Raw genomic sequence first — 13809 nt, forward strand, 5'->3', positions numbered from 1 at the left:
TCCCACCGTAAGCATACCTGGCCGCACGTGCGCCCTGTGAAGCGCTTTCAAAGTTTATTCAAGTTGCATCGCGACCGCGCGCACTGGGCTTCCGTCACATCCTACAAGCTTGAGCGGAAATAGGGAGACGAGCGGATGGCTGAAATCGATGGCGTCAAAATTCGTCAAATTCTCGGCGATGATGCCTTGAACCGCGGCAATCGCGTCGTGTGCGGGAAACGCATCGCCGCCGGTGATATCGATGTTGATACAATCGATGCAGAAGGTGCGAACCCCTTTTGCCAACAGCGCGTCGATCACGTCGATATCGACGTAGGGATGCAAGAAATATTTGTCCGATCCCGCATACCGACTCCACCCCGTGTGGAACAGAACGATATTTCCAGGCTCTGCACAGTCGACGTACTCCTGGACTTCGTCGAGCACAATCGGCTCCTGTTCCCCTTTGCCTAAGCACGGAATAACCAGCCCAGTACCAATGAAGAGGGACAGGTCCGACTCGTCGATGCGCTCGCCAGACGCCAGAAAGTGGTACGGCGCATCCACATGTGACCCGCTCTGTGAGCCAATATGCACATGATGTAAATTGTACCCTTCGCGTTCGATGGTGGTCGCGACGGCGATGCGTGGCTTCGGATCACCAGGGTAAATCGGCGTATCGTCTGTGAGATCAAGCGATAAATCCACGAACTTCTTCGGCTTAAACAAGGCAATCACTCCACGTGCGAGCCGACTACGGTATCCTCAAGCATTACCTCGACTCGCGATAGTTTCATCACGTTTACCACAGGTATAGCAAGAAGCATGCCAATTCGGCCATCTCGAGGAAGTCGAGGCGATGTGAGATGATTTCTCGCTCTTCGACGAATCGTTTCGTCTATTCAGTATTCTTTCTTGAATCGGCGACAGGTTGACTACCCGCTAAACGCTAGAAATGCGTAAGCCATCCTTGGTCGCAAAGGGGTATACAGATGTGACTTCGATTATTCAATCTTGCATAAACGAGTTCTTTGCAGTGTCATCGTCAGTCGAATCGCGACCTCAAATCTAGAAGTACTTCTGCAATTTGCGAACGATTGTTGGCTGGCTCACCCCCAAATACGCGGCCATCTCCGTCGTCGTCGAGCACTTTTGACGAGCGTCTTGCAAGATACGCTTCTCGTAGGCGGCCAACATCTCCGGCAGGGACAATCGATCCGCCGCAGGAGGAGACACAGCCTCCACGCTCCGGATGGAAAGCGGCAGGTCGGCCAGTTCGATGAACTGGCCAGACGAGAGGACCACCGCGCGTTCTACCACGTGCTCCAATTCTCGTATATTCCCAGGACAATGATAAGACAGGAACTGATGCATCACACCCTGCCCAAACTCTCTATCTAATCCGTGACGCAAATACATCTGATGCAAGAAGTGCATCGCCAACTCCATAATGTCGGCAGGTCGTTCCCGCAGTGGTGGAATCATCATCTCCACCGTGTTGAGGCGGTAATACAAATCCTCGCGAAACTTGCCCTCGTGAACCATTTGCGACATATCGCGGTTGGTCGCGCAAACCAGACGGAAGTTTGACCACACCGATTTGGTTCCACCCACCTTGCGAAATTGCTTGTCCTCCAACACTTTTAGAAACTTTACCTGAAGTGCAAGCGGCAATTCGCCGACCTCATCCAGAAAGAGCGTTCCGTCGTGCGCTAGCTCAATCAACCCAACCTTGCCCGACTTGGCCGCCCCTGTGAAAGCGCCAGGTTCGTACCCGAACAGTTCCGACTCGATGAGATGTTCCGGAATCGCCCCGCAGTTCACTTCAATAAATGGACCGGAATTCCTTTCACTTTGCCGATGGACGAACTTGGCAAACGCGCTTTTCCCGACACCTGATTCTCCAAGCAGGAGAACAGGTACGTCGTGCTTTGCGATGCGCGAAATCGATTCCGTCAGTTGCTTGATAGCATCACTTGCGATGAGAATGTCACACATCTCCCTGTCGCGGCTCCGAAGTTTCTCCAGTTCCCACCGGACTCGCGACATCTCCTCTTGCATGTCCGCTAAATGCGCACGGAGTTCGAGGAGTTCGGTGACATCGTGTGAGTAGGAGACAATCCTCCGAATCTCCCCATCTTCTCCAAACACAGGGACGCCCTTGACGAGCATCTTCTTCTCATCCATTGTCGTCTGAAGCAAAACGTGGCGGGTTTTCGTCTCCATGACTTTGCGCGTTACAGACGGTTGAAAGATATGGTCCTTCTCTAAGTCGAGTACAGACTTCCCTACCAAATCTTCCGGTGGGATTCGATAGGAGTTGGCAAACGATTGGGATACGCTGAGCACGATCCCATCCCCACTTGTGATGAGAATGTCATCCAGTGAAGAATCTAGAATCAACTGCAAATCCTCGTTTGCTTGTTCCAGATGTTCTACCGATTTGGTCACAGTTTGCTCCGGTGATCGCTCTTTGAACAGGAAGGCCAACCAATTGTCGTCGAACGAAATGGAGGTGACTTCACAGCGCTGTGAGCCTAACAGAAGCTGAACGGGCTGCCCATCTCGAAGCTTTGCTAAAAGGTCGAACCCAAGCCGCTCCTGGACGATACGAAATGGCAACTGTCGAGGTCCCAAGCGCAACATTTCACTTGCAGCGGCGTTCATTCGTGCCTCATCTGTATGAAGGTCGACGATCATGACGCCACATTTCAAACTATCGATAAACCGTCCGAATCGTTCGTCCATTTCGCGCATTTGCAACTCACTCCTCCAAATGGGATCGAATTCCTCGCGCACCACCGCCTCGCTGCCCCGTCGCCGATAGGCGAATGCCGCTTAGCCCAGGTTGGATTGCACCTGGGCGAGCGGATCTGTCCTTCCGGCGCAACATCACCGGGATATCAAATGTACGAGCGGGCAAGGCGTTCGATTCGAGCTTTGTAGCGATAGAATGAGGCCCACAGCGGACGGACCGTCGCTCTGTTCGTCGCTTTCGTGCGATACAAGTGGAAGCGTGCCGATTGAACTTCACAAATTAGAACGTCTAATCGCTCGCTTATGGCGAGTACATCCGGGTGTGTCAGACTGCCTTGTTCCTCCGCCACCCGCATCATCTGAGTTCTCAACAATTCTATTTTCTCTCTGATTGTGGTCTTTGTCACAAGATTTCCCCTTACCACGAAAAAATGAGGCCAGTCGACAGTACCATACCGACAATGTCGAAGTCTGTCCGATGCGGTCGAAAAAGTCGCTCGGCTTCGGGAAAACTTGTGGATTCAGACTGCGTAGAATCGATGCGGTGAGGTCACTATTAGGGCAGCAAAGACATCAAAAAGCCACGGCGGGCCCTCCACCCCATGCCCGCCGTGACTCTATCAACTACGTTATTGTTGAACCGTGGTCGAGACCTGGATCTTTCCACTCATAATATTTTGCTTCAGTTGGTTCACTTCGTTGACGACGCTCTGTGGCACGCCCTTCATCGCAGGTGTGATGCCTACCCCATTGCCCTTTAACCCAAACGTCTCAACGCCTGACTTGAATGCGTTGTTTTTGAGGGATTGAATCACGTCAAACACGGACGTGTCTACGCCCTTTGTGGCACTTGTGATGATATTTTGCGGCGCTAGGTAACTTTGATTCGTATCCACACCGATTGCATATTTGTTGGCTGCCTTCACGGCACTGATGGCACCTTGTCCGCATCCACCGGCCACCGGGAAGATAATATCGGCGCCCTGGGACAATTGGTTTTGCGCGTATTGACTTCCCAAACTTTGGTCCGTGAAGCTGTTGGTGTACGAAAGGAGAACTTTGCCGCTCGGATCTTCCTTCTTAAAGCCTTGTTGGAATCCTGCGATGTAGCTGTTCACCGGAGGTGCCGATTCTCCGCCAATGACACCCACCACGTTCTGTTTGTTCAAGTTCGGTAACATGTTGCCCTTTTCGAGCAGCCCTGCCATAGCGCCCGCGAGATACCCAGCATCCTGCGAGTCAAACACCGCTGACACCACATTTGGCCTGTCCGTAATGGTATCGTCGATGATCATAAAATGCGTTTTTGGATATTGCTTCGCCACCTGCTCCACGGCATCGTGCATCAGATAGCCGACGGCGATGACGAGGTTGTACCCCTGTGCCGCATACTTGCTCAAGTTCGGTATGTAATCTGACTCAGATTGAGATTGCACGACGCTCGTCTGTACGCCGAGCTGCTGCTGTGCCTTTGTCACGCCCACGAAAGCCAGGTGATTGAACCCATTGTCGTTCAGCCCGCCAGTGTCTGTGACCAGACCGACTTTGAGCCCCTTCCCCGTCGTGGAAGCGTTCCCAGGCGTAGCATTGGTTCCACCCGCCGTCGTGTTCGTACCACCTGTACTGTTCATGCCACAACCAACCGCCAACACGGTTAAAGCCAAAGCGGATGCGACTGTCGCCATTCTCTTTTTCAACCATATAACCCCCAATAAATGACACTCAATAATACAGTTTGACGGTATATTAGAACACCAAAATACAACTTCGATATCGATTTAGCGGGATCCTGGCGGCGGATTTGTCAGAACCGTGAACGTGTGGACGCCGTATTGGCTTCCCCATTCCTCGCAAGTTAGAATCTTCCGTTTGGAGAAAATCATGCACGTTACACGCATCGGCTTCATGCACTGAGGGGCTCGGTATGGTCGACATTGCCTGTCCGCCCGGTTCAGGTGAACAAGCAGGTGAGTGGTGGGCAACTGTCGTGACGCGACAGTCTTCATCGCATAAGGATAAGTGAGGGTAATTCGTTCTAAAGGAGGTGACGCACGTGTTATCCATCATTCTCTCAAATGCAGCAATGCTCTTAGCGTTTCAAGTCGTCCTCATTGTCCTTGGTCTCAACATGATTGTAAAACTGTTGATGAACCTTCGGAAGAGTGAACAGGTCAGTACCCTCGCAGACGTCATCACACGCCCTGTACTAACCGATGTGTTTCCGCTCATCATCATTTCATTACTGACGATGGTCGATCCGACACATGTCATCGCTCTCATCTTCTACTATCTCGCAGCACTGTTTGTCGTTGTTCGCGCTTTGCTGGAACTCAGTAAGACGTTGAAAAAGTAAGTGTAAAACAGCAGACGCGCAGTCGGCATCCGAGCCCTAACATCCGTTGGGGCTCTGGGGGCGCAGAGCCCACCGGCTCGTCACACAGCCCCCAGGGACGCCCGTTCTCGCACTATTCGAGGACGACTCGCAGCCGACCGAGGCCTTCTACCGATGTGACGATTTCATCACCCGATGAGAGCCACTGCCGTTCACTTTCCGGAAAACCAAGAATGACCCCCTCAGGAGTCCCGGTGAAGATCACATCCCCCGGTCGCAAGGTCATATGCCTCGAAATGTAACTTACTAAAAACTCACAATTAAAAATCATATCCTTCGTGTTCGATGACTGCCGAAGCTGTCCATTTACTCGACATTCCAAGTTCAAATCGTTCGGATTTTGAACCTCATCGGCTGTGACGACATATGGCCCAATTGGGGCAAATCCATCGCAGGTCTTCCCGAGCAGCCACTGCGAGGTCCGGAACTGTAAGTCGCGAGCCGACAGATCATTTCCAGTCGCGTAGCCAAATACGTACGAGAGCGCCTCCTCCTCCGACACGTCTTTTGCGGTTTTGCCCATGACGATGACGAGTTCCACTTCGTAATCCACTTGCTCCGTCTGGTGTGGAATTTGGACGATGGACCCGTGACCAGCGAGGCTGTTATTAAATTTGGAAAAAAGCGGAGGAGAGGTCGGCGTCGGCAAATTCGATTCCGCGGCATGGGCTTGATAGTTCGTGCCAACGCAGATGATCTTCTCTGGCGACGTCACACACGGACCATACTGAATGCTGTCAGGGTGCTCAAACAGCGAGACGTCACCGTCGTCGATGGCCTGTGAAACGAGCTGGCGAACGATGTCTTGGCCTGTATCCCCTTGCTCAATGACCTCCTGTATGGTCAGCGGTGCGGTCGCGCCAAAGCGTCTGGCCGCCTTTGACAGCGTCAAGACACCTTTGTCCGTGAGCACCCCCAATTCATACGCGTCATCCTGTACTCGAACATTCAGTAGTTTCAACTCGCTCCACTCCTCTTTCCCAATCTGCCAATTCAAAGCTTCAAATGTCACCTCGGCCCTCGCATCGACCGCGTTTTACACCGACTTGCCGCCGAGTACGCCACCGTCGACCGACAACGCACTCCCCAACACGTATTTCGACTCGTCAGAGGCTAAATACAGTGCAGCGTATGCCACGTCTTCTGGCGTTCCCAATTCGCCACCGAGTTGGCGAAGTTTCAGTTGCTCGATGGCCTGTATGGGATCTACGTAGGACTGTTTTAAATAATTCTCGACGAACGGCGTGTAAATCGTCCCCGGCAACAGTGCGTTGACGCGAATGCCATAAGGCGCATAGTCCACTTGCATAGACTTCGTCAACGACAACACGGCCCCCTTCGTCGCTGCGTATGCAGCTCGTCGGGCGAGCCCGATTTGTGCGATACAAGACGACATGTTGATGATGGAACCCGAGTGCTGTTCCATCATCACGGGGACGACCGCCCTCGACACGAGGTAGACGCCGGTGACGTTGACAGCCATCACTTTATCCCATAAATCCCGCGCGACCTCGTGAAGTTCCCCCACCGCGCTGACGCCCGCGTTGTTAAAGAGCACGTCAATGCGCCGATGCCGTGCGACCACCTCGGCAATCCAGGCAAAGACAGACGCCTCGTCCGTGACGTCGACGGCGGTCATGTGCGCCCTCCCACCAGCGCGTTCGATTGCGCCGATGGTCTCTCGCATCGCCTCGACGTCGACGTCGGCCACTTCCACAATCGCCCCCTCTTGCGCGAACTTAATGGCGGTGGCCGCGCCAATTCCCTTGCCGGAGCCGGTAATTAAACACACTTTGTCTTCGAGCCGCATAAGCGCTCCCCCTCTTTTCCTACAGCTTGCACGTCATGCTTCGATCATCGCTTTGACGACGTTCGACTCCGGCTTGGTCCAGTCATCGAACGTCGCCACCACACTTTTCAAATCAGCGCGATGCGTGATAAACGTCGACGCGTCGAGATGCTGGCCTTTCAGTTCGTGGATGACGTGGTGAAAATCCTCGATGGTGGCGTTTCGAGAACTGATCAGGGTGGTTTCACGTTTGTGGAACTCCGGATCACTGAACGTGATATCCGCTTGCACCAGGCCTACGTAAATCAATCGGCCCCCGTGTGCCAGGTAACCGATGGCAGACATCATCGATTGCGCGTTGCCCGTCGCGTCAAACACGGCTGTCGGAAACTCCAAATTGGTGATCTCGCGGATGGTCGCGATGGCACGCTCTGAGGCCAGGACGGCGCGATTCGGGCCTGCCCAATCCTCGCAAAACTCGAGTCGCTTGCGGTTGATATCCATAGCCGTCACGTCCGCCCCCGCCAACTTCGCAAACTTCATCACGCCAAGGCCAATTGGACCTCCGCCGATGACTAACACCCGTTCCCCCGGCACGAGGTTCGCGCGACGAACGGCATGGGCACCAATACTGAAACATTCGACCGTCGCCAATTCATCCAGCGTCAAACCTTCCGCTTTGACTACGTATTCGACGGGGACCGATACGTATTCACGCATGCCACCGTCCTCGTGCACGCCAAAGACACTCACCTCCGTGCAACAGTTCGGTTTGCCGCACTTGCAGGCAATGCACTTACCACAGGAAAAATAGGGCAAGAGCGTCACGAGGTCGCCGCTCTCAATCCCGTACGGATTCTCGCCGACTTCGACAACCTCTCCTGCCAACTCGTGTCCCAGGATGCGAGGATAGGTAAAATACGGCTGTCGGCCCCGATAGGCGTGAATATCTGTCCCGCACACGCCAATCCTGCGGATTCTCACGATTGCCTGCCCCTCCGATAGCGTCGGTTCAGGCAGTTGTGCTCGCACCAGTTCGTTCGGCCGTCGACATACGACACCTTGCAAATGACATCGCCTCCCTGTAAATGTGCGGACTACCTGGTCGCCAAAACTTTGCCGAGAAGCGGCGAAATCACCGCGTTTTTCAGTACACCTATCGGCTCGATGGCAATTTCGACGACATCGCCAGGCAGCAACGTAAATTCGTCGGGCGGGACGATGCCCGTGCCCGTCATCAACACTGTGCCGTCGGCGATGGTATTGTCTCGCAACAGGTACGAAGTGAGTTCAGAAAAGCTGCGGCGGAACTGGGAAAATGGCACTTGACCCGAGAACGCGACGGCGTCCTCGCGGTAAATCGTCAATTCAATCGTCCAGGTCTCAGGCTTCTCCTCGCCGTCACTCCAGAGGAGGGCGGGACCCAACGAGCAACTTCCGGAGAACACTTTCGCCTGCGGTAGATAGAGTGGATTCTCGCCCTCGATGTCCCGCGAACTGACGTCGTCGCCAACCGTGTACCCGATTAAATCCCCGTTTGCAGAGACGACGATGGCCAACTCCGGTTCGGGCACCATCCAGTTGGAGTCAGAGCGAAGTGAAATTGGCTGCAAAGGAGCGACGAGTCGTTCATATGTCGCCTTGAAAAACAGTTCCGGGCGAGCCGCCGTATACACTCGGTCATAGACGCTGTCCTTGATCTGCGTTTCCGCGTTTCGCGCTTCCCGACTGCGCTCGTAGGTGACGCCGGAAGCCCAGACCTCTGGCGTCGCGACAGGCGGCAACAAAAGCCGCTGCGAAGCGAGTTCCGCAAACGACAGCGGGGTACCTTTTTGCAACCGCTGCACGACTGCGGACGGACGGATGTCAAGCGCTTGCAGGGCGCGCCACATCAGAACTGGGCACGTCCAGGTCGGCACTTGCTCCGTCAAGCTATATACGCGGTCGCCGTCGAGCAGACCGAGTTGAGGCGTCCCAAGGTCCGGGTGTGTATATCGAATTGTTTTCAGCAGAGACATCTCCTCCGTTTTTTCGCGTCCATAAAGTAAGTAACCCGATCCGGCGTGTGTCCCCAGCTCTACACCGTCGGTCCAATGCGGTACAGCGCAAAGTCGTCCATTCCGAGCGTCTCTGCGACGGCAGGCTTGCCCTCCAGCACGCGATGCACTTCGTCAATCGCCAGACCGACATCCGCATCTGCCAACAGCTGTCCATCCAGGTCGTCGGGACACGCCCGCAACGTCGTCTCGCTGATGGCGAAACGGACGATGGGGAGCAGCGGAGTCCCAAACGCATGCGGTTGCGCCGCAAAATGGATGATCACATGAGCGCCTGCAGCGGTCATCCCTGTCGCCGTCTCCAACGCGTTCGATCCCGCCTTCATCAGTGTCGCTCGCCCACTCGCGCGCTCGCCGTGATCGACTTGGTCCACCGAAGGAAAGCGCTTTACGTACGGCGTCGCGTCGTCCGGTAGGACGAGGTTTGCCCCCATCTCCCACAGCTCGCTGACGACGCGCAAAGCCAGCGGAGATGGCGTCGAACGTAGCGGGTCATCGAATAAGAACCCGATGCAAATTTGCTCCCACGGGACGTCTGCACGCGGAATCTGGGCGATTTCGGCATCTCGCTCACCGAGCCAACGTTCCACGGACGACTGCGCCTTTAAGGTCCCGCCCGCGCCTTGAATGCTGACAAAGCCGACGGGCTTTTGCGTCCGGGACTTCGTCGTCTGATAGAGATCCTTAGCGATGATCCCTTCGCAGCCGAGTCCCACAAACAAGCTCGCATAGACGTTCGGGTGCAGAGCCAGGTTGGAAAACACGCGCTGCGTCTGCACGAGGTCTGCCCCGATTTGCGCACAACCGTGCTGATGTTCGATGTACTTAAACTTTGGGTTTCGCCGAGCGACGTCGATGGCCACCTGATTCGCGCATACCACCGCAGGTAGGATAAATAGATGATTGCGAATGCCGATGCTCCCGTCAGCCCGGGAATAGACTCGAATTTTGGACACTCGATTCACCCCTCTGCAAGTCTCCGCGCCCGCGCAAACTTTCCAGGTTGTGCACATGTACGTGCTCCCCTGCGCGAATCATCTGCGTGGCCCGGCCAATCACTTGGCCATACTTGTGAACGTGTGCCCCAACTGGCAAATCGCGAATGGCGAACTTGTGTCCAAACGGAATGTCCTGAACGAGGACCAGCGGGTGCTTCGCATCCTCGATGACGATTTCGGTCCCTTTTTGCAACCGCGTCAAAGCGGTCGCTACGTCATCCACCGGTTTTTGGAGGACCCACTGTCGATTTGACTCCATTCCTGGCCACCTCCTAGAGACTTTTTCCGATGCGGTAAATGCCAAATTCACGGTGTCCGAGGAGCTCCGACTTAGTCGGCTCTCCATTCAAGACGGTAACCATTTTTTCGAACAACGCGTTCCCGTTTTCCTCGACCGTCTCTACGCCGTCCACAATCGGACCCGAATTGAAATCCAAATTGTCTGCCATGTTTACGTAGGTCGCGGTATTCGTCGCGACCTTGATGCAAGGTGCGATTGGCGATCCGGTAGGCGTCCCCCGACCGGTCGTAAAAATCACCACCTGCGCGCCCCCCGCCACCATTCCGGTGATTTGTTCAATGTCGTGACCAGGCGTATCCATGATCACTAAGCCGTTCCTTGAGGGCCGCTCGGCGTATTCGATCACCTCTTGAATTGGCGTTGTTCCCCCCTTGTAAATGCACCCTAGGCTCTTTTCTTCAATCGTCGTGATGCCCCCGTCCATATTGCCCGGCGACGGCTGTGCGCCGCGGATGTCAACCCCCATTTTCATCGCGTTTTCCTCAAGCCGGTGAACGATGTGGATGACCTGCTGGCCAATTTCAGGTGTCGCCGCACGCTGCGCCAATAGGTGCTCGGCGCCGATAAGCTCAGTCGTTTCCGACAGGATGGACGTTCCCCCTTCGGCTACGAGCAAGTCGCTCACCACACCTAAGGCGGGGTTTCCGGAAATCCCCGAACAAGCGTCCGATCCGCCACATTCCGTGCCTAGCACAATTCTTGAGAGAGGCACTTGCACGCGCTGCACCGCGTCCCTCGTTACGAGCCAATCGCTTGCCAACGCAGTGCCTTTCGCGGTGGCATTGCGAATTCCACCGACTTGTGTCAGGCCCACCAGTTCCGCCTGTTTCCCAGCCGCTCGGGCGCGATTGACCAGTCGGTTCAAGTCGAAAGCCTCGTGGCCCCACGCGAGAATGACGACGCCATAGACGTTCGGATGGGTGGCGAATCCTTCGTAGACTCGGAATGTCTGGTCGAGATCGTCACCGGCCTGGTTAATGCCGTGTTGGTTGCGAAATGTCACCGCCCCTGGTGCACTGGCGACGATCTTTTCGGCAATTTGATTCATTTCATACGAGACCGGGAGCACCAGCACGTGATTGCGTACACCAATTCGCCCATCTTCTCTGACATATCCGTCAATCAACACCACGCTCACCTCCGCATGTCTTTTCTATCCTATTGATGGCACTCGACGAACATGGCTATTCGCGGCTTGAAACAATCACAGATGGGGCGGCAGGTTCCAGGCCCGCGAAGTTGAGCAGGAAAAAACCGATACACACCGCTGTGATGTTTCAATATTTGAACAACTCGCACCACTTCATCGGCCCCACCGTTACCGAATAGCAAAGCAAGAATCATGCCAGTATCGTCCTACCCGCGATTGTGGACGAAATTAGTTGGAAGGACATCGCAGTACAGCTAATTCGTTTCAAGTTGTAACACACACGTTCCTCATTGGTTCAAATTGAAACCAAACCTTTCACACACAGCGAACACCTAACCGAGATTCCATTGCTTCATCTTTCTCCACAAGGTCGTCCGGCTAATGCCAAGCCTGTCGGCCGTTCGTTGCACATCACCATGGCATTGGAACAAGGTGTCGACAATCAACTGTCGCTGGACTTCCTCTAAACTTCCGACGTACCGTCTTTGCACTTCTTCACGTTCACGGGTTGAACCCTCCGCATACACATCGGGATCGGGGAGCGATTTGTTGTAGAACCAGTCCGCAACCGCTTCGCGATTGACGACGCCAGACGTCAAGGTCGCAATCAAATAATCGACCATATTTCTCAATTCCCGTACGTTTCCCGGCCAATGGTAAGCACACAACATGCGGTAGATTTCCGGGACCGGTCTCGGCGGCGTGCCCACGCCCTTGCGCTGATACCAGATCTGTTTGAGCAGTCCCTCAAACAACACTGGGATGTCCTCCGGGACCTCGCGCAGCGGGACTGTATTGATGCGCAGAACATCCAACCGGAAAAACAGATCTTGTCTGAACTTGCCCTGTGTCACCAACGACCACAGCGGCTTATTCGTCGCCGCAATCACCCGAACGTCAATCGGAATGACCTTTTCTCCACCGATCCTCATGACGCGTCGCTCCTCCAAGACGCGCAACAGGCGCTGTTGTACATGAGATGCTGTTTCACCGATCTCGTCAAGGAAGATGGTCCCGCCGTGTGCCAGTTCAAACAGTCCAGCCTTCCCACCGCGCCGCGCGCCAGTAAACGCGCCTTCCTCGTATCCAAACAGTTCACTTTCCAGGAGTTGATCTGGAAGCGCAGCACAGTTTACCGCGACAAAAGGCGCGTTCGACCGCGAACTGCCATTGTGAATCGACTGGGCTATGACTTCCTTGCCCGTACCTGTCTCGCCGACGATGAGCACCGAGGAATCCGTCAGCGCGAACTGCTGTGCGGTGTGCTTCATACGTTGCATCCGGCTTGAACTTCCCCAGAGGTCCGCGAACGTGTAGACCGCTTCGTGGCCATCCAACGATTTCTTCTGTCGGACGCGCCGTTCAAGGGACTCAATGTCTTCCACGCGTTGGAGCGTGACAAAATACTCCCCCTTGCCTGGTAACGCGATGCGCTCTATCGTCCAGAGCTGTCCAACAACTTGAACGACATCGGTCGTTCGGGTGCCATCTCCAGCACGAATAAACTCGCAGACCGATTCTGGCAAACACGATTCAATCGGAACGCTGACACAGGAATCTCGTCCAATTAAATCGAGTACAAACCGATTCGCGAATTGAACCTGTTCATTTTGAATCAGAATCAGGCCTTGTGCTGCCTGGTCGAGCGCGCCGCGAAGCGTTGCATGCGTCTCGCGCTCGGAGAGGCGCGCGAGCAGGATGCGCTTTGCCTCCTGAATGGCAGCCCAGATGGATGCCTTCCCAGACTCGATGAGCACCCCGAAGATGCCCATGTCCCTGACAATATCTATGACGCTGGCGTCCCCAAGAATGCAGTCCACCTGTTCTTGGTGAATGACCTCTCGGATTTTCGCCATGATTTCCTTCGCGGAATCCGTTTGTTCGACATCGACTGGAACGACAGGGACATTTAAGAGCGCGCCCCACTCCCTCACACTGCCAATGACGTTCTCAAAACCCACAATGGCAAACTTCGTTCCCATATTCCGAGCCTTTTGCAGTGCGCGAAGCACATCATATGGCGTCACGGCGACTTCTACGGCGGGAATCGCAATCTCGTTCGCGATACTGAGAAATGTCCCGCCGCGGCTGATCAGGACCCCTGCATCCTCAAGCACCGATTTGCGGGCGAGTTCCACCCCTTGCCCCATTCGGCCTGTCAGGATTTCAATCTGTTCTCCGTACGCGCGACAAACCTCTTGCGCGTCGTGAACCATATTTTGATATGGCGCAATCAGGACGATTTTCAACACTCATCATCCTCCTTAACCACACTCGCCCGATCTCATCCGTTGGTCATCCGGTTTGTTCTACCTCATTGTACAGGCGCAGCTAAACTTTCGGTACCGCAGGCAGTCGAGGGAGGAAGGAAGGAGGAAGACAAATC

The 13809-nt window shown here is 54.7% G+C and carries 13 protein-coding genes; 1 reads left to right on the plus strand and 12 read right to left on the minus strand.

The features are described 5' to 3' along the window. Positions 1 to 54 precede the first annotated feature (54 nt). The 4 genes from NZD89_RS19715 to NZD89_RS19730 all read right to left on the minus strand — a co-directional run bounded on the left by NZD89_RS19715 (position 55) and on the right by NZD89_RS19730 (position 4433). Positions 55 to 708 (minus strand): cyclase family protein, encoded by a 654-nt coding sequence (locus NZD89_RS19715; RefSeq protein ID WP_268004426.1) that lies wholly within the window; start codon positions 706 to 708, stop codon positions 55 to 57. 339 nt (positions 709 to 1047) lie between these two features. Then, positions 1048 to 2736 carry a sigma-54 interaction domain-containing protein gene (locus NZD89_RS19720; RefSeq protein ID WP_268008552.1) on the minus strand — a complete coding sequence of 563 codons (1689 nt, stop codon included), beginning with the start codon at positions 2734 to 2736 and terminating at the stop codon, positions 1048 to 1050. 146 nt (positions 2737 to 2882) lie between these two features. Further along, on the minus strand, positions 2883 to 3143 hold the full coding sequence (locus NZD89_RS19725) for an aspartyl-phosphate phosphatase Spo0E family protein (RefSeq protein WP_268004427.1): 261 nt from the start codon (positions 3141 to 3143) through the stop codon (positions 2883 to 2885). A gap of 222 nt (positions 3144 to 3365) precedes the next feature. Next, positions 3366 to 4433 (minus strand): BMP family lipoprotein, encoded by a 1068-nt coding sequence (locus NZD89_RS19730; RefSeq protein WP_268004428.1) that lies wholly within the window; start codon positions 4431 to 4433, stop codon positions 3366 to 3368. A 356-nt stretch (positions 4434 to 4789) separates the two neighbouring features. Here NZD89_RS19730 and NZD89_RS19735 point away from each other — a divergent pair, with 356 nt between their 5' ends. After that, positions 4790 to 5089 carry a hypothetical protein gene (locus NZD89_RS19735; RefSeq protein WP_268004429.1) on the plus strand — a complete coding sequence of 100 codons (300 nt, stop codon included), beginning with the start codon at positions 4790 to 4792 and terminating at the stop codon, positions 5087 to 5089. A gap of 112 nt (positions 5090 to 5201) precedes the next feature. Here the strand turns inward: NZD89_RS19735 and NZD89_RS19740 are convergent, their stop codons facing one another. From NZD89_RS19740 to NZD89_RS19775, 8 genes are all read right to left on the minus strand, one after another. Continuing rightward, a complete protein-coding gene (locus NZD89_RS19740; RefSeq protein WP_326492861.1) occupies positions 5202 to 6140 on the minus strand; it encodes a fumarylacetoacetate hydrolase family protein in 939 nt (312 codons plus the stop codon). Between the two features lie 24 nt (positions 6141 to 6164). Beyond that, on the minus strand, positions 6165 to 6938 hold the full coding sequence (locus NZD89_RS19745; RefSeq protein ID WP_268004430.1) for an SDR family NAD(P)-dependent oxidoreductase: 774 nt from the start codon (positions 6936 to 6938) through the stop codon (positions 6165 to 6167). A gap of 33 nt (positions 6939 to 6971) precedes the next feature. Continuing rightward, a complete protein-coding gene (locus NZD89_RS19750; RefSeq protein ID WP_268004431.1) occupies positions 6972 to 7985 on the minus strand; it encodes a zinc-binding alcohol dehydrogenase family protein in 1014 nt (337 codons plus the stop codon). 29 nt (positions 7986 to 8014) lie between these two features. Then, complete coding sequence (locus tag NZD89_RS19755; RefSeq protein ID WP_268004432.1) at positions 8015 to 8935, minus strand: fumarylacetoacetate hydrolase family protein; 921 nt, start codon at positions 8933 to 8935, stop codon at positions 8015 to 8017. A gap of 59 nt (positions 8936 to 8994) precedes the next feature. Beyond that, entirely contained in the window at positions 8995 to 9930 is a 936-nt protein-coding gene (locus NZD89_RS19760) for a UxaA family hydrolase (protein WP_268004433.1), read from the minus strand. Next, positions 9899 to 10231 carry a UxaA family hydrolase gene (locus NZD89_RS19765; RefSeq protein ID WP_268004434.1) on the minus strand — a complete coding sequence of 111 codons (333 nt, stop codon included), beginning with the start codon at positions 10229 to 10231 and terminating at the stop codon, positions 9899 to 9901. The genes NZD89_RS19760 and NZD89_RS19765 overlap by 32 nt, the downstream gene beginning before the upstream one ends. A 13-nt stretch (positions 10232 to 10244) precedes the next feature. Then, positions 10245 to 11402, minus strand: a complete 1158-nt coding sequence (locus tag NZD89_RS19770) for a UxaA family hydrolase (protein WP_268004435.1) — start codon at positions 11400 to 11402, stop codon at positions 10245 to 10247. A gap of 353 nt (positions 11403 to 11755) precedes the next feature. Then, on the minus strand, positions 11756 to 13675 hold the full coding sequence (locus NZD89_RS19775; RefSeq protein ID WP_268004436.1) for a sigma 54-interacting transcriptional regulator: 1920 nt from the start codon (positions 13673 to 13675) through the stop codon (positions 11756 to 11758). Positions 13676 to 13809 lie beyond the last annotated feature (134 nt).

This window comes from Alicyclobacillus fastidiosus (assembly GCF_026651875.1).
Classification (GTDB): Bacteria; Bacillota; Bacilli; order Alicyclobacillales; family Alicyclobacillaceae; genus Alicyclobacillus; species Alicyclobacillus fastidiosus.